This is a genomic window from Nocardia sp. FBN12 (genome assembly GCF_050320175.1).
Lineage (GTDB): Bacteria > Actinomycetota > Actinomycetes > Mycobacteriales > Mycobacteriaceae > Nocardia.
In genome coordinates, this window is the sequence record NZ_CP190048.1 from 6199059 (window position 1) to 6215170 (window position 16112).

17 protein-coding genes are annotated in these 16112 nt (G+C 66.5%); 6 read left to right on the forward strand and 11 right to left on the reverse strand.

Translation table 11 applies throughout. From position 1 onward, the window contains the following. Window positions 1–35: 35 nt before the first annotated feature. Window positions 36–548, reverse strand: a complete 513-nt coding sequence (locus tag ACQHI0_RS29200) for a hypothetical protein (protein WP_427904967.1) — start codon at window positions 546–548, stop codon at window positions 36–38. Between the two features lie 191 nt (window positions 549–739). Continuing rightward, complete coding sequence (locus ACQHI0_RS29205; RefSeq protein ID WP_427904968.1) at window positions 740–1273, reverse strand: hypothetical protein; 534 nt, start codon at window positions 1271–1273, stop codon at window positions 740–742. 348 nt (window positions 1274–1621) lie between these two features. Between ACQHI0_RS29205 and ACQHI0_RS29210 the strand changes: the two genes are divergently transcribed. Further along, entirely contained in the window at window positions 1622–1873 is a 252-nt protein-coding gene (locus ACQHI0_RS29210) for an AbrB/MazE/SpoVT family DNA-binding domain-containing protein (RefSeq protein WP_427904969.1), read from the forward strand. Beyond that, a complete protein-coding gene (locus ACQHI0_RS29215; RefSeq protein ID WP_427904970.1) occupies window positions 1873–2307 on the forward strand; it encodes a PIN domain-containing protein in 435 nt (144 codons plus the stop codon). Before ACQHI0_RS29210 ends, ACQHI0_RS29215 begins: the two co-directional genes overlap by 1 nt. Window positions 2308–2322: 15 nt before the next feature. Here the strand turns inward: ACQHI0_RS29215 and ACQHI0_RS29220 are convergent, their stop codons facing one another. The 3 genes from ACQHI0_RS29220 to ACQHI0_RS29230 form a co-directional block, all read right to left on the reverse strand. After that, entirely contained in the window at window positions 2323–4332 is a 2010-nt protein-coding gene (locus ACQHI0_RS29220) for an arabinofuranosyltransferase (protein ID WP_427904971.1), read from the reverse strand. Window positions 4333–4447: 115 nt separating this feature from the next. Then, window positions 4448–5227 (reverse strand): decaprenylphospho-beta-D-erythro-pentofuranosid-2-ulose 2-reductase, encoded by a 780-nt coding sequence (locus ACQHI0_RS29225; protein WP_427904972.1) that lies wholly within the window; start codon window positions 5225–5227, stop codon window positions 4448–4450. Then, window positions 5224–6639, reverse strand: coding sequence for an FAD-binding protein (locus ACQHI0_RS29230; RefSeq protein WP_427909344.1), 1416 nt, complete (start codon window positions 6637–6639; stop codon window positions 5224–5226). The genes ACQHI0_RS29225 and ACQHI0_RS29230 overlap by 4 nt, the downstream gene beginning before the upstream one ends. A gap of 68 nt (window positions 6640–6707) precedes the next feature. On the opposite strand from ACQHI0_RS29230, the gene ACQHI0_RS29235 reads away from it, so the two are divergent. Further along, the gene (locus tag ACQHI0_RS29235) at window positions 6708–7163 is read left to right on the forward strand and encodes a GtrA family protein (protein WP_427904973.1); all 456 of its coding nucleotides are present in this window, start codon (window positions 6708–6710) and stop codon (window positions 7161–7163) included. Window position 7164: 1 nt separating this feature from the next. On the opposite strand, the gene ACQHI0_RS29240 is transcribed toward ACQHI0_RS29235, so the two are convergent. From ACQHI0_RS29240 to ACQHI0_RS29250, 3 genes are all read right to left on the reverse strand, one after another. Beyond that, window positions 7165–7791: a pyridoxamine 5'-phosphate oxidase family protein gene (locus tag ACQHI0_RS29240; protein ID WP_427904974.1), complete on the reverse strand. Its 627-nt coding sequence runs from the start codon at window positions 7789–7791 to the stop codon at window positions 7165–7167. Between the two features lie 169 nt (window positions 7792–7960). Continuing rightward, window positions 7961–10120 carry a molybdopterin-dependent oxidoreductase gene (locus ACQHI0_RS29245; RefSeq protein ID WP_427904975.1) on the reverse strand — a complete coding sequence of 720 codons (2160 nt, stop codon included), beginning with the start codon at window positions 10118–10120 and terminating at the stop codon, window positions 7961–7963. Window positions 10121–10226: 106 nt separating this feature from the next. After that, entirely contained in the window at window positions 10227–10715 is a 489-nt protein-coding gene (locus ACQHI0_RS29250; protein ID WP_427904976.1) for a hypothetical protein, read from the reverse strand. Window positions 10716–10961: 246 nt separating this feature from the next. Between ACQHI0_RS29250 and ACQHI0_RS29255 the strand changes: the two genes are divergently transcribed. Beyond that, window positions 10962–11537, forward strand: a complete 576-nt coding sequence (locus tag ACQHI0_RS29255) for a DUF4282 domain-containing protein (RefSeq protein ID WP_427904977.1) — start codon at window positions 10962–10964, stop codon at window positions 11535–11537. Between the two features lie 123 nt (window positions 11538–11660). Further along, complete coding sequence (locus ACQHI0_RS29260; RefSeq protein WP_427904978.1) at window positions 11661–12506, forward strand: helix-turn-helix domain-containing protein; 846 nt, start codon at window positions 11661–11663, stop codon at window positions 12504–12506. Here the strand turns inward: ACQHI0_RS29260 and ACQHI0_RS29265 are convergent. Further along, window positions 12490–12909 carry a MarR family winged helix-turn-helix transcriptional regulator gene (locus tag ACQHI0_RS29265; RefSeq protein ID WP_427904979.1) on the reverse strand — a complete coding sequence of 140 codons (420 nt, stop codon included), beginning with the start codon at window positions 12907–12909 and terminating at the stop codon, window positions 12490–12492. The two genes, ACQHI0_RS29260 and ACQHI0_RS29265, sit on opposite strands and share 17 nt — an antisense overlap. Before the next feature lie 147 nt (window positions 12910–13056). On the opposite strand from ACQHI0_RS29265, the gene ACQHI0_RS29270 reads away from it, so the two are divergent. Beyond that, window positions 13057–14532 (forward strand): MFS transporter, encoded by a 1476-nt coding sequence (locus ACQHI0_RS29270; protein ID WP_427904980.1) that lies wholly within the window; start codon window positions 13057–13059, stop codon window positions 14530–14532. Between the two features lie 60 nt (window positions 14533–14592). On the opposite strand, the gene ACQHI0_RS29275 is transcribed toward ACQHI0_RS29270, so the two are convergent. Next, window positions 14593–15144: a dTDP-4-dehydrorhamnose 3,5-epimerase family protein gene (locus tag ACQHI0_RS29275; RefSeq protein ID WP_427904981.1), complete on the reverse strand. Its 552-nt coding sequence runs from the start codon at window positions 15142–15144 to the stop codon at window positions 14593–14595. 6 nt (window positions 15145–15150) lie between these two features. Continuing rightward, entirely contained in the window at window positions 15151–16023 is an 873-nt protein-coding gene (gene rfbA / locus ACQHI0_RS29280; RefSeq protein WP_427904982.1) for a glucose-1-phosphate thymidylyltransferase RfbA, read from the reverse strand. Between the last annotated feature and the right edge of the window lie 89 nt (window positions 16024–16112).

The window sequence follows — 16112 nt, forward strand, 5'->3', positions numbered from 1 at the left end:
TTGATGCTATCCATCGAACCTGTGCGCGAGTGTGCCTAGCCGGTTTTGCGCGCGGCCCATTCGAGCTGGGATCGGGCCCAGTCGGGGATCTCGGCGTCGGGTCGCGGGAACGCCGCGAATTCGGCGGCGAGATCGTCGGCCGTGATCTCCGGCATCCAGTCCGCGACGGCGACGGTGGAGTAGTTGGTCTTGTAGCGGGTGGGGCCCGCGATGAAGATCTCCGCGCTGAGCCAGGCGCCGACGTCCGGGTTGTAGGACATCCGCTTGTGATCGGTGAGGTATTCGAGCACCTCGATGGGCGGCATCAGGTTGGTGACCGTGCCATCACGCTCTTTGATCTGCACCCCGGCGACGACCTGCTCGCCGACCTGCAGCGACCACAGCAGGGCGAATTTCTGCCCGGGCGAGAGCATGGCGATGGTGGTGTCGATGACGAACCGCTCGATCGCGCCGAGCGACTCGAGCTGTTCTCGCGGTTCCGGTTCACGACCCAGGATTTGCTGTCGTGCCAATAAAAGGTCGATCCGCTCCGGTCGGCTGAGCGTCATAGCTATACCTCTGCATCCGTACCGATCAGCACTACCAAAAACTGATTTCGGTCGGCCGAAATTTCAACATTTCGCAGCGTACCCGCCCCGCGACACCGACCGCGCGGTTTGGTGACTCTGACCGACATATTGTGGTCTATCGCTCGTCCGCACACCAGTGGCTACCGGGTGTCGATCGACACAGGTTCTGGTTACGCCGCGGCCGCGCGCAGGGCGAACCAGCCGTCACGCGGGTCGGCGAAGCCGTGATAAACGAGCGGAATGCGCTGGTCGATCCCGAAATGCCGGTAGACGGCCTCCATCGCCTGGCGGACCGAATGCGCCTGGAAATCATCGATGCGACGCACGCCGATGCGTCGTTCGGGCAGCATCTCCAGCCGGGTCAGCTCGGCCGGATCGTCCACGTCGAGCCCCCACGGTTCGTCGATGAGGTGGTCGTGCAGCACCTCCCGCGCGTGCGGATCGTGGCGTGGCCCCGAGAACGCGACCTGCTGGGCGCGTGCGAGCCCACGGGTGTCCAGCGGTGTGCGCACGGCTTGGATCAGGTCGATCAGCTCGGTGTCGGGGGTCGGCGCGGGTATTCGTCCGGCGACCGGCGCCTGTTCGAGCAGATGCATCATCTGCCCGCCGAGGACCAGCGGTTCGGGCACCAGGAAAACACTGATGCTCGGGCAGGAACAGTTCAGGCCGGTGAGGCACACCCTCGTGTGCAACGGATCGGACATACGTCCTCCTCCGGTAGCGGGTCGCCGGGACCCGTGACGTGCAGGATCTGCTTCCAACGCCAGCCGCCGTGCGGGTTTTCAACCGCAGGCGGAGACCATGCCGCACCCGTCAGTGTAGTGCTGTCGAGTGGGATGAACACCCGGTTCCGGGACACGATTCGCCCGGCCGATTCGGTGTAGCGGCGGGCCGGGTGCGCAGATGCGCGTCCGGTTCGCGTGAGCCGGTCGTGGCGGGGCCGATCTCTGCGGCATGGTCGCGTCGCGGCCTAGGCGATAGCCGCCATTACCTCGGCCGGACCACGGCTTGACCGCGCTATCCTTACTTGGACGACTAGGTAAGGAGAGCAGATGGACGCGCTGGCTCGTCTGACATCCAAGGGGCAGCTCACAGTCCCCAAGGCAGTACGCGAAGCGTTGGAATTGCATACCGGCGACAACGTTCATTTCCGAGTCGAGGGCAACGTCGTTGTGCTCGCCAAAACACCCGACTTGCTCGACCTGGCCGGTAGCGTGCCGGTTCCGCCGCAGGTGCGTGGTCGCTCCTGGGAGGAAATCCAAGAAGCCGCCTGGACGCAGCAGTGGCGGGAGGATCAGGAGTAGTGACTGTCTACCTGGATACCAACATCCTGGTTCGGCACTTCACGCAGGATCCGCCGGAGATGGGAAGGCGCGCGACCGCCATGCTCGGGCAGTCCGAGGACTTCTATCTGCCGGACTTGATCGTGGCCGAAACGGTATACGTGCTGCAGAGCGTCTACCGAGTGCCGAGGCCCGAGGTGGCCGCATTGACGCGGGCGATCATCGGCTCCCGCAACATCTTTACCGACGACCCCGCCGTACTGATCAGGGCCGTCGATGTATACGAGCATCACCGGCTGTCGTTCGCTGATGCTTACCTTGTCGCTCTCGCTGAGGCTGACCCCGGTTCATCGATCGGGTCGTTCGACAAGGGGATCGGCAAGGTGGGGACTGTACGACGCGTCGAGCCAGGCGAAGACGGGACCTTTCCTTCAGCTACCGGGGGTGGCTCCTGATCGACGCGTCAGCTGTCAGCGGCGGACGGTGATCAGGGTGAAGGGGCCGAATTCTGTGGCGGTGAAGGCGGGGTCTGTGAAGAGGGACTTCGGGAAAGCGACTGTGTAGCGCTTGACGTTGGGGTCGTTGGGGTAGACGTCCTCGGCCAGGCGGAGGGTGTAGTTGTCGCCGTCGTTGCGGAACAGGAAGGCGTCGGGGGCGCGCCATGGGGACTTCGCGAGGGCTTCGACGAGGGCGGGGGAGTCGGGGAGTTCGCTCCAGTCGGCGATGGTGGCGGCGCGGGCCTTGAAGTCGGACAGGGGGTTCGCGTAGTGCGAGGTGAGTGCCTGGAAGCCCCAGTAGGGGTAGAAGGCCAGGAAGGTGGTGTCGGCGGTGAGGACCACGGATTCGTCTCGGGGACGGCCGGTTTGGGCCAGCAGGGCCGCGTCGATCTCGCGGTAGTAGGAGACGGCGGAGGGTTTGCGCTGGTCGGCGCGTTCGCCGTTGCCGTCGGTGTCGGTGTAGGCGGTGTCGATTTCGTGGGTGAGCACGGTGGGGATCGTCTGGGCGAAAGCCATCGCGCCGAGGACGGCGATCGCGGCGGCCGCGGTTCGCAGCGGGGCTGGTTCGTTCAAGGCCTGGTAGATGGCGGTGGCGCCCTCGACGAAGCCGAAAACGCCTGCGGCAGCGAGCAAAGCGAGCAGGACCGGCTCCAGGCGGAAGGACAGCAGAGTGGTGCCCGCGGCGGTCGCCAGCATCGACAGCAGCGTCCACAGATAGATCGACACGACACCGATCCCCAATGCCTGTGCGCGCCTTGATGACCCGGCCCGCACCACGAGCCACAGCACGCCGATCAGGCACAGGGCGCCGCGCAGCGAGAATTCCAGCATCGGAAACGCCAGTTGCGCACCGGATTCCGGTAGATAGTGGAAGGCGCTGCCGGAGGGCAGCGTCGCGCCGGACAGCTGCTTCAGCAGATACGGCGTCCACACCACAAGTGCGAGCACGATCGCGATTGCGCCGATCGCCGCGAGCTTCGTGAGCGGCACAACCGCCGCACGCCACGCAGGCCGACTCGCGGGCAATGCGGCCGCGCCGGCCGATCCCTCGGCTGCATCGGTCGATCCGGTGGCTGATCGGCGCGCTACCGCGCGGGCGCTGCGGTCTGCCCGTCGTCCCGCGGCCCGCTGTGCGGAAACAGCGAGACCGGCTGCCACGATCCCCATGATCACGACGGTGAACGCCGCGATCGCGAGATACAACGTGTAGAAACATGCCGCGACACCGAGGAACACGCCGGTCCCGAGCGCCGCGCCCCAACCACCGCTACGCCGATGCAACGCGCCCCAAGCCAGCACCAGCACCGGCGGAATGAACACCACGAGCACCGCGCCGTAGGCCTCGGGCGAGGCATAAGCCACCGTCATCGCCGTCACCGCGGCGGCAGCCCCGACAGCCATATCGGCCCGCACCAACTGCATCCACAACACCAACGCCACCGCGGCGGCAATGGCGAGCAGCCCGATCGCGTACGGCTTGAACACTTCCCAGCCGTCCATCCCGAGCACGTTCCCCACGCGCCCGCCGATCCAGAACCACCCGGCCGGGTAGAACGGCGGCAGATCCACATAGGTCATGTCGCGCAGCGCGGCGCTGTCGGTGAGGCGCGTCAGATACTCGGTCCGGAATTCCTGATCCACCGAGACACCGAACAGATACAGCTTCGTCGCTGCCAGTGGCATGCCGAGCGTGACCGTGACAAAACTCGAAATCCCCACCCAGGAAAGCAGTTTCGCCACCACCGGCCGCTTCCGCAGCCGAATCAGCAGCACCGCGACCACCAGCAGCGCGAGCGAGACGACCTGCCCGACCGTGGTCAACGCGCGAGTCACATTGGAGGAGTTGAACGCAGGCCACTGCACCGCCGAGAACGCGAACAGCCCAACCACGGCGACGACCAGCGCCACCCCCGCGGCGGCCGCCCCTTCACCGATTCCTGCCCGAACCCGGCGCCCCACCCGCACCTCGTCATTGGTCGTCATCGGCGCGCAATCCTCCGGCTCCACTGTGCTCCACGGTCCGGGCCAGCCTAGTGGAGCCACAAAGCAGAACTGCCGCACCATCCGGGGATGATGCGGCAGTCCGGAACGCAGTCGATCAGATCGGGAGCTTGCGGAAGATCGGGCGCGGCACGTGGCGCAGGGCCGACATCAGGAAGCGGGCCTCGCCCGGCGCCCAGACGATCTCGGTGCCCTTCTCCGACGCGGTGACGGCGAGCTTGGCGACGTCTTCCGGGTCGACGGTGAGCGGGGCTTCCTTGGAGCCGGTGGCTTCCCAGTGCGCCTTGGTCGCCGAGGTACGGACCTGCATCGGCCGGATCACGGTGACGCGCGGGCCGTAGGGGCGCAGCGCCTCGCCGAGGCCGAGGAAGAAGCCGTCGAGGCCGGCCTTGGTGGAGCCGTAGACGAAGTTGGAGCGGCGAACACGCTCACCGGCCACCGAGGACATCACGATGAACCGGCCGTGGCCCTGTGCCTTGAACTTGTCGCCCACCAGCACGCCCACCGACACACCGGCGGTGTAGTTGATGCCGACGGTCATGACCGCCTTGCGCTGGTTCTGCCACAGCTCCTCGGCATCGCCGAGCACGCCGAACGCCACGATCGCGACGTCCACATCACCGGCGGCGAACGCGGAGTCGACGACCTTCGGGTGCGACTCGGTGTCGAGCGCGTCGAAGTCGATGACGTCGACCTGGGTCGCACCGGCGGCCTTCACCTGGGTGACGGCGTTCTCGAGCAGGGGATCGCCGGGCAGGTTCGCCAGGATCACTCGTGCCGGGCTCTTGGCCAGGTACTCGGCGACGATCGCGAGACCGATCTCGGAGGTGCCACCGAAGAGCAGGATGGTCTGCGGGTTGCCAACTGCGTTGATCACTGGAGCTCCAGCCTCCTGGCCATATCGGACATGAACACGCCATTCGGGTCGACGCTGCGGCGGACCTTGATCCACTCGTCGATCCGTGGGTACATCTTGTGGAAGGCCTCGGCGGAGGTGCGCGAGTCCTTCGCGGTGTAGAGCCGTCCGCCGAACTCCATCACGCGCCGGTCGAGGTCGGTGACGAGCTCGTTGAGGCCCTGCTTGATCGGGAAGTCCACGCAGATGTTCCAACCCGGCATCGGGAAGCTCAGCGGCGCCTGGTTACCGGGACCGAACAGCTTGAACACATTCAGCGCCGAGTAGTGCCCGGAAGCCTGAATGTCGATGATGATCCGCTTGAACTCCTCGACGGCCTCGGTCGGCACCACGAACTGGTACTGCAGGAAGCCGTTGGAGCCGTAGCCACGGTTCCACTCCGAGATCATGTCGAGCGGGTGGTAGAACTGCGTCAGGTTCTGCACCTTGCCGGTGTAGTTCCCGCCCATCGCGTAGTACGCCTCACCGACGGCCGACAGCGTCAGCTTGTTCATGGTGAAGTTCGGGAAGATATCCGGCACCGTCATCAGGTGGGGCGCGTCGAACGCGAGCGGCTTCTTCTGCAGCTTCTTCGGCAGTTCGTCGAGCTTGGCGAGGCGGCCTCGGGTGATCGTGCTGCGGCCGAGCTTGGGCAGCGGGCTGATCACGTCGAACCACGCGCTCGAGTAGGTGTAGTTCGCTTCGCTGCCGTCGCTGTGCGCGGCGATCGTCTCGTCCAGCGTCGAGGTCTTGACCCCGTCGTTGAGGAAGTACGCGGTCTCCGTGGGCGCCATCTCGATGGTCGCGCGCAGGATGATGCCGGTCAGCCCGTTGCCACCGACAGTCGCCCAGAACAGCTCGGCATCGGCGGTCGGCGAGATCGTGCGCACCGAACCGTCGGCGGTGAGCAGGTCGATCGAGCGGACGTGATTGCCGAAGCTGCCTTCGCTGTGATGGTTCTTGCCGTGGATATCGGAGGCGATGGCGCCGCCGATCGTCACCTGGCGGGTGCCGGGTAGGACCGGAACCCAGAGGCCGAACGGCAGCGCGGCCTTCATCAGCTGGTCCAGGCTCACGCCGCCGTCCACCTCGACCATGCGCGAATCGCGGTCGATGCGGTGGATGCGGTTGAGCGCCGGCATATCGATGACGAGCCCGCCCGCGTTCTGAGCGTGATCACCGTACGAGCGGCCGAGGCCACGCGCGATCACGCCGCGTCGCAGATGCGCCGGCTTGGAGTCGTTGTCCTGCGCGACCATGCCCACGGCCTTGGCGATCAACTCGGGATCGCTGGTCGAGAGCACTTCGGCGGAGGTGGGTGCGGTGCGACCCCAGCCGGTGAGCTTGCGGGTGCGCGTGGGGAGCGCGAACGCAGCGTCGGCGGTGGTCGAAATCTTCTCAGACATCGGCTTAGAGGCTACATGCATGGCACGACACGGCGCTGGTCTCGTACTCTTCTCACGTGCAAGCCCAACCGCATCTGCCGCTGCCCGCCGAAATTCCCCTGGTCGACGAGCCCGGCGGGACCGATGTCGACCTCAAGACGCAGATCGTGCGGTTCACCCTGACCGGTGGTTTGTCGGCGATCGTCGACTATGGGCTCTACAGCCTGCTACTGAACCTGATCGGGTGGCCGGTCGGTGTGGCGAAGGCGATCGGCTTCGTCGCGGGCACGACGACGGCGTACCTGATCAACCGGCGCTGGACGTTCAAGGCCGCACCGAGCAGGGCCAGGTTCTTCGCGGTGGTCGCGCTCTACGCGGTGACCTTCGCGGTGCAGTGGGGTATCAATCAGGCGCTGTTCTTCTCGCTGCCCGAGGAATGGTGGCGGCAGCCCCTGGCGTTCGTGATCGCCCAGGGCACCGCAACCGTCATCAACTTCATCGTGCAGCGAGTGGTGATCTTCAAGATCAAGTAGGTCAGCTTGCCTCGGCGATGGCCGGAGCCCGTTTGCCCGCTTTGACCCCGAAGTAGTCGCCGCCCTTGGCCCGCACGTTGTCGGTGCCCCATTCGCGCTGGTCACGCGCGACGGGCACCATCTGCGGAATGTGCTTGCGGCAGTGGATATAGGCCTCTTCGACATCGACGACCACCCACACCTGCGAGGTCTTTCCCCGCTCGGCCGCGGGCAGGTCGGTGACGGTCTCGCGCAGCTCGCTGTCGGCGACCATCCGGGCTTTCCCGTTGATGTGCAGGCCGATGAGGTCGCGAACGAAGTCGATCATCAGGATTCCCACGTGCGGGTTCTCGAGCAGATTGCCCAGACTGGCCATCACCCCGTTACCTCGATATTCGGGGTACGCAATCGTGCGATCGTCGATCACGTGCAGGAACCCGGGGGTCCCCGCCCGGAAGCTGGAGTCACATTCGCCGTGGGAATCGGAGGTGGCGATGAAGGCCATGTCCATCCTGGCGACGAAATCCACCATCGTGGGGTTCAGATAGTCGATCACCTGGTCGTCGTAGAAGCGCTCGGCCCTTTCTGAGGTGCCCAACGTGTCCTGTAGCTCGTGTTCTCCGTCGCTGCCGACGAATTTTTCGGGCATCGGGCCCCCTCTGCTAGCCGTACCGGTTGATGCGGGCTTCTAGCTGAAACCCCCGCTGTGACCGCAATCTCAGCTCAGTCTAGGGGACTCTCACCAGCAGTGGGGCGTGTCCATTGTTGCGAATGGGATGAAAGGCGAGTTTGCGCAACGGTTTCCAGGTCAGGACTGATCAGGCTGGAACTACCGTCACCGGCACTCCGTTGAAGACAGCCGTCCCCGAGACCGCGTCGACCACCGAATGATCGGTCAGCACATTGGCATTCACCCCGGCATGCGCCAGCGCGACCGACTGGGTGGTGCTCGCGCTGTGGCCCCAGCCGTGCGGCAGGCTCACCACGCCGGGCATGATCGTCGGCGTCAGCTCGACCGGCACTGTCAACGACCCTGCCGCCGAGGTGATCTCGGCCTGTTCGCCGAGGCCGAGGCGGGTCGCGTCGTCGGGGTGGACCTGCAGCGTGCAGCGATTGGAGCCGCCGACAAGGCCCGCGATGTTGTGCATCCAGCTGTTGTTGGAGCGCAGCTGACGTCGCCCGATCAGCACCATCGCGGGTGCGGTACTGCCCAGACCGGCGCGCAGGCGTGTCACATCCGCGAGCAGTTGCGGCGGTGCCAGTTCGACCCGCTTCGACGCGGTGCGCAAAACGCCGGGCAGCCGAGGCCGCAGCGGGCCGAGGTCGAGGCCGTGCGGGTTGTCCAGGAGCGTCTTCAGGCTCAGTTCGCCGCCGTTCCACGCGCCGTACGGGCCGAGCTTGAGCATCAGATCGAGGCGCTGCTCGGTGGTGTTCGCGCCGGTCAGCTCGTCGCGCCGCTCGCTCATGTCCGCTTTGTGGAGGGTGCCCGCGATGACCAGTTCGTCGACCATCTCGAGCGGGCTCGCCGCGCCCGTCCCGGCGTGCGGCTGACCGCTCACCGCGGCCGCCAGCCGGGCCACCACGGCCGATTCCGACGGCCGCTCGCCCAGCTCGACCAGCGGCGGCGAGTAGCGCGCGTAGTTGCGCACCGCGAACTGCAGCAGGGCGAAATCGAAGTGCGGTGACTGCACCGAGCGCGGTGGCGGCAGGATCACGTTCGCGTGCCGGGTGGTCTCGTTGACGTACCGATCCACACTGACCATGAAGTCCAGCCCCGCCAGACCCTGGTCAAGCCGTGCGCCGCTCGGCGCCGAGAGCACGGGATTGCCCGCGACCGTCACCAGTGCCCTGATCTGCCCCTCACCCGGCGTTTCGATCTCGTCGGCGAGGGTGGCGACAGGCAGTTCGCCCATCGCCTCTGGCAGTTCACGGACCCGACTGGTCCATCGGCCGAGCCGGAACGGCCTGCTGCGCTGCACCACGCCCGCCGCGGCGGCGGCGAACATGGCGCCGCCGGGGGAGTCGAGGTTGCCGGTGAGGGTGTTCACGGCGTCGACCAGCCACTGGGTGAGCGTGCCGAACTCGGCGGTGCAGGTACCGATCCGCGCGTACACCGCAGACGTGGGCGCAGCGGCGAGTTCACGAGCGAGAGTGCGGATGGTGTCGGCGGGGATGCCGGTGCGCTCGGCCACGATCTCGGGCGGGAAATCGAGGGCGGCCGCGCGCAGTTCGTCGAGCCCGGCGACGTCGACGCGCACGTCCGTCAAACCCTCGTCGAACAGCGTGTGCACGACCCCGAACAGCAGATACGCGTCCGAACCCGGCCGGATGTAGAGATGCTGGTCGGCGAGCGCGGCCGTTCTGGTCTCGCGCGGATCGACGACGACCAGCTTGCCCCCGCGCGCCCGCAACGCCTTCAACCGGCCGGGAAAATCGGGCGCCGTACACAGCGACCCGTTCGACTCGAGTGGGTTGGCGCCGAGCATCAGCAGGTAGTCGGTGCGGTCGAGGTCGGGGACCGGCACGGTCAGCGGGTCGCCGAACATGAGCCCGGCGGCGACCTGCTTGGGCATCTGATCGGCCGAACTCGCGGTGTAGACGTGCCGGGTGCTCAACGCGCGGATCAAGACCGGCAGGTAGAGCGCGCCCGCGACGGTGTGTGCGTTGGGATTGCCGAGATAGACGGCCGACGAGCCACGGGGAATCTCGGCGAACGCGGCCGCGATCAGGTCGAACGCCTCGTCCCAGCTCGCCGCGCGGAACCCGTCGCCCTCGCGGACCAGCGGCGTGGTGACCAGGTCGGGGTCCTCGTCGAGCTTGCCGAAGCTGGCGCCCTTCGGGCACAGGAAGCCCTTGCTGAACGGGTCGTCGCGATCACCGCGCACCGACAACACCCGATCGGCGTCGTCGAGGGTGACGGTGAGACCGCAGACGGCCTCACACAGCGGACAGGTTCGGAGCAACGAACGCGGAGCCATCTCTCATGCTTAGCGCAGGTGGGCAGGCGATGGCGCCAAACGCCGAAAACCCGCGAGCTGCGACGTCGGGGAGGCGTCGCGGCCGCGGGTTCGCGGAAGGTTCAGCTCAGCTGGCGAGCGTCAGCTTGCGCGTGCGGGTCTGCTTGCGGGCCATGGCCGAGCGCACGGCCGCACCGAGGGCGACGACCGGCGGGATCCAGCGAGCCTCGGTGGGAGCGACGCCCCAGGACGCCGAGCCCGCGGCCAGCTGGGTCGGCGGCAGCGGGATGCCGGCACCGTCGGTGTGCACGATGACGCCGGCCTCGCGCATGGCCTCGATCGCCATGGCCGCCTTGCGGACACCGGTGACCAGGTGGATCTCGCGACGCTCGGCGCCCGGGATCTCGATCACGGGGCCGGACAGGTTGTTGGCGCGCAGGAAACGACGGACCTCGCCGGCGATCTCACCGGTGATCTCGATGGCCGAGACCTCGTCGTCGGTGATCAAGCAGAGGCCGTTGGTGGTTTCGGCAACCGTCCATCCACGCGCGGCGTACTCCTGCGCGGCGGCACCTTTGTCGGCGGCCGTAGTGGTGGTCGGAAACGTCGTGCGCACTGTGTTCTCCATTCCCCGAAGAGCTCTGTTCCTGCGTTCATGGGCCCGATGATCTGTCCTCATGGGCCCCGAAGTGCTGTCGCTGCTGCGTTCATGGGCGTATCGGCTGGAGGTGGCCGACTCGTTACGCCGTTACCGAAAAATGTTCGAGAGTGTTTCCTTCGTCTCAGTCCGGTAACCTTCGCTATCGCAAGTAAGGAGTCGCCCAGGTTGGCGGCAGGGCTGAAAACGGGCAGGATTCGGGCTATGACCGAAGCGCCTGGCCCCGCTGAGCCCCACGATGAGGATGGCGAGGAATTCGACGCCGAATCACGGTGGCTCTCTTGGAAAGAGGCCGACGGCAAGCAGCCCGGTGCGGTCTCCCCGCACCCCGACCTGGCACGCGACGCCGGGTTCGAAGAGCCGTTCCGCAGTACCGGTTCCGCCAAGGAGTGGGCCGCCGAAGCCGCCCGTTCGCTGCTGGACGTGCAGTTTCGCAGGCCCGCGACCAGGACATTGCTGCCGCTGGCCTACGTTTTGGGCGTCGCGTCCTTCGGCATCGGCCTACCGATCGCCTTCACGGTGCTGATGTGGAAAACCTCCGCTGTGCTCGGGGTGTTCGCGGCGCTGGTGGCGGTTCCGCTGGGGCTTACCATCGCGGCTTCGGTGCGGTTGATGCTCGAATTCGCCGACAACGCCGCGCGGTTGGCCGGCCGGGTCGAACACATCAGTCACCTGGCCGATGGCCTGTTCCAGGCGCTGTCCGATGTCGCCGAGCCGGTGAGTCAGCTCTCCGAAGACGTTCGCGCGGTGCAGTTCTGGCGGTTCCGGAAGAAAAAATAGGTCTTGCGCGGTGTCCGATTCATTGTGAAACAATCCGTACGCAGATCCGACGATATGTCGGCTGCGTAGGGCGGTCTCCGAAAGTTCTGTCCGGAGACCGGAGTTCGGATACAGGGGGGAAGTATGGCTTCACCGCAGGGCGTCACCGGTTCGACCATGCCGCGCAGGCAGTTGGGCAGGCACTTACGTGACCTGCGCAATCGTGCGCGGATGACAACGAGAACCGCGGCGGCGCAACTGGAGTGGTCGGAAGCGAAGATCTGGCGGATCGAAACGGGGCAGACGTCGTTGCGCAGCCTCGACGTCGAAGCCATGTGCAAGGTGTACGGCGCGCCGGCCGATCTGGTCGAACCGCTGGCCGCCTTGGCTCGCGAAACCAAAGCCAGGGGTTGGTGGACGAGCTACGGCGACGTGATCGCGGAGGGATTCGAGGTCTACATCGGCCTCGAGGAAGCCGCCTCGGGCCTTTCCGTCTACGAAGACGGCCTGATCCCGCCGCTGTTGCAGACCGCGGACTACGCGAAAGCGCTGCTCGAGCAGACGATTCCGGAGCTGACCGAGCCGGAGCTGGAACGCAGGCTGCGGGTACTCGCCGCACGGCAGGCCCTGATCACCAGGGCCGACGCGCCGTTGCGGTTGGACGTGGTGCTGGCCGAGCCGGTGCTCACCCGCCGCATCGGTGACGACCGCGTGCGGGCAGGCCAGCTCGCGCGATTACGGGAGCTGGCCGAGCGTGAAACGGTGCGCGTCCAGGTGGTTCCGGCCGATTCGGGCTATCACGCCGGGCTCGAGTCGGGACGTTTCGTGATCCTCGACTTCGGGGTCGACGATTCGGTGGATCGACCGGAGCCGCCGGTGGTCTACGTCGAAACCTTCGCGGGCAGTACCTATCTCGACAAGCCGGCCGAATACGACCGTTATCGTCGCGCGTTCACCGATATCGCGGTGGCGGCTACGGACACGCTGTAGGGCTGTCCCACGAACCGGCGAGCACCGAGCGGTGGGTGGGCAGGGCCCGGTCGTAGACCTGCCTGCCCTTGTCGGTGAGCCGGACGAAGATGGCGCGGCGGTCGAGATCGCACATGCTGCGTTCGACAAGGCCGTCGCGTTCCAGCCTGGCCACAGCGCGCGACAGCGCGCTCTGGCTCAGGTAGATGTCGTTGGCCAGCTCCGTCATGCGGTACTTCTGACAGTCCGCGTCGACCAGCCGGTCCAGCGTCTCGAATTCGCTGAGGCCGATCTCGTGGTCCTTTTGGAGCGCCTTCTCCAGCGCGCAACTCACGGCGGCATGCCTACCGAGCAGTTCGCGCCACTGACCAACCAGCTCGGGGGGCGCCTCATTGCGCCGAGCTGAGGTGATGGCCGGATTCATGGCCGGAGAGAGCTCGGGGCGTGCTTCGCATCGCCCAGCTGATAGGCCGGTGGGTTCAACATGGGCCCATCTTAGAGGTCCGAGCATGTTCATGCAATGGCATTTTATGTGTTGGCAATTAATGCGTGCGCATGTAATGTCCCCCGCATGACTTCGACAGCTTCGCTATCGGCCGCAGATCAGGCGACCGATCCCACCCGGTGGCCCGCCCGGCTCTGGGGCTTGCTGATCACCCTGTGCATCGTCCTGTTCCTCGACGGCCTCGACGTCTCGATGATCGGTGTCGCCCTGCCGTCCATCGGCGCCGAACTCGACCTCGAGACCTCCACCCTGCAGTGGCTTGTCAGCGGCTACATCCTCGGCTACGGCGGCCTGCTGCTGCTTGGCGGACGCACCGCCGACCTGCTCGGCCGCCGCAAGGTCTTCCTCATCGCCCTGGCGGTATTCGCCGTCGCCTCGCTCATCGGGGGCCTGGTGAGCGACCCCGCCCTGCTGATCGCCACCCGCTTCATCAAGGGCCTGGCCGCCGCGTTCACCGCGCCGACCGGTCTGTCGATCATCACCACCACCTTCGCCGAAGGAAAGGCGCGCAACAAGGCGTTGTCGATCTACACCGTCTTCGGTGCGGGCGGCTACTCCATGGGCCTGCTGTTCGGCGGCCTGATGACCGGCGTCGGCTGGCGCTGGACCTTCCTGCTGCCCGTCCCGATCGCCATCGCCGCCCTGATCGCCGCGTTCGCGCTGATTCCCAAGGACGGTAAGGCCGAAGAAGGCGGACACGATCTACTTGGTGCGCTGCTGTCCACCGCGGGCATGTTGCTGCTGGTCTACACCGTGGTCACCGCACCGGAAGTCGGCTGGGCCTCGGCACGCACCATCGGTTCGTTCCTCGCCGTGATCGCCCTGTTCGCCGCGTTCGTGATCACCGAGAAGCGGGTGAAGCACCCGCTGGTACGCCTGGGCATCCTGCGCAAGCCCACGCTGCTGCGGGCCAGCCTGGCCATCGTCGCGGTCGCCGGTTCGTACTTCTCCTGGCAGTTCATCGTGACCCTGTACATGCAGGACACCCTGGAATGGTCGGCGCTGAAGCTGGCGATGGCCCTGCTGCCGGTCGGCATCATGGTCGTCGGGTCGGCGTTCTTCTCCGAGAAGCTGATCGACCGTTTCGGCACCGGACCGGTCATCGCGGTCACCCTGAGTGTGATGGCCATCGGCTACCTGTTGTTCCTGCGCCTGGACACCGCGCCCGACTACTGGACCATGCTGCTGCCCGCCATCCTGCTGATCGGCATCGGCTGGGTCGGTTTCCCGGCCATCAATGTGCAGGCCACCAGCGGCATCGAAGACGACGAGCAGGGTCTCGCGGCCGGCGTGCTGCAGACCTCCATGCAGGTCGGCGCGGCCATCGTGCTCGCGGTGACCACCGCCATCGTCACCTCCGGTGGACACGGGACCACCGCCACTCCGCAGGAGATGCTCGATACCTACCGGCCGGGTCTGGAGTTCGCGGCGGGCGTCACGATCGTGGGTGCGCTGCTCGCGCTGACGGTCTTCCTGCCCCGGTTCCGCAAGCAGGTCGTCGACGCACCGGTCGTCGAAGACAAGGTGCTCGAACCAGCCTGATCGTCGAACACCGAACGGCACCACCTTTCGCGGGTGGTGCCGTTCGGCGTTTCACGTGAATCAGTCGGAGAACTTCGGTGCCGCTTCGTCTTTCGCCGAGCGGACGTAGGTGAGCGGGCGGCCGTCGCGGCCCTCGGCCGGCCATTCGATGGCGAGGCGCGGATCGAAAGCGTCCAGGTCCCTGTCGAATTCAGGGGAGTACTCGAGCGAGCACAGATAGGTCACCGTCGAGCGGTTCTCCAGCGAGAGGATGGCGTGGCCGAGGCCTTCGGACAGGAACACCGAGCGGCGGGTGACGTCATCGAGCAGCACGCTGTCCCACCGCCCGAAGGTCGGTGAGGCGGGCCGCAGGTCGACCACCACGTCCAGGAACGCGCCGCGCACACAGGTCACATACTTGGCCTGACCGGGCGGATCGTCGGTGTAGTGGATCCCGCGCAGGACCCCGGCCGCCGAGACCGAGGTGTTCACCTGGTGCAGTTCGAACGGGCGCCCGGTGGCCTTCTCGAACTCCGAGGCCTTGAACGACTCGCAGAACATGCCGCGGTCGTCGCCGAGTAGTCGTGGCGTCACCACCCAGGCGCCGGGGATCGCCAGTTCACGAAACTCCATGCGCTTCTACCAGTCTTTTCCGCGGTCGATCAGGTCGAGTAGGTAGCGGCCGTAGCCCGAACGCACCATCGGTTCGGCGAGCTTGCACAGCTGCTCGTCGGAGATCAGGCCGCGCCGCCACGCCACTTCCTCCGGCACGCCGATCTTGAGGCCCTGCCGTTCTTCGATCGTGCGCACGTAGTTGGCGGCGTCGAGCAGGGAGTCGAAGGTGCCGGTGTCGAGCCAGGCGGTGCCGCGGGCCAGCACGTCGACGCTGAGCCTGCCCTGTTCGAGGTAGGCGCGGTTGATGTCGGTGATCTCGTACTCCCCGCGCGCCGACGGCTTCAGCTCGCGGGCGATCTCCACCACGTCGTTGTCGTAGAAGTAGAGGCCGGGGATGGCGTAGTTGGAGCGCGGGACCTTCGGCTTCTCCTCGATGGAGACCGCGCGGCCCTGATCGAACTCCACCACGCCGTAGGCGGTCGGGTCCTTCACCCAGTAGGCGAACACCGCGCCGCCGTCGATGTCGTGGAAGCGTTCCAGGCTGGCGCCGAGGCCGGGCCCGTGGAAGATGTTGTCGCCGAGGACCAGCGCCGCCGGTTCGGTGCCGATGTGAGCGGCCCCGAGGACGAAGGCGCTCGCGAGACCGTCGGGTTCGGGCTGCACCACATAGCTGATCGCGACGCCGAACTGGCTGCCGTCGCCGAGCAGGCGCGAAAACGCATCGGCGTCCTCCGGCGTGGTGATCACCAGAATGTCGTCGATCCCTGCCAGCATGAGAGTGGACAGCGGGTAGTAGACCATGGGTTTGTCGTAGACCGGGACGAGCTGCTTGCTCACCCCGCGCGTGATCGGGTGCAACCGTGAACCGGTGCCGCCCGCCAAGATGATTCCGCGCATAGGTGGCAAGTCTGCCAGTTCCGTCCGCCCCGGAGTCGGGGAGGTTCCGACACGTCGACGAATTGGTCACGAACGTTTCGTGACCGGGT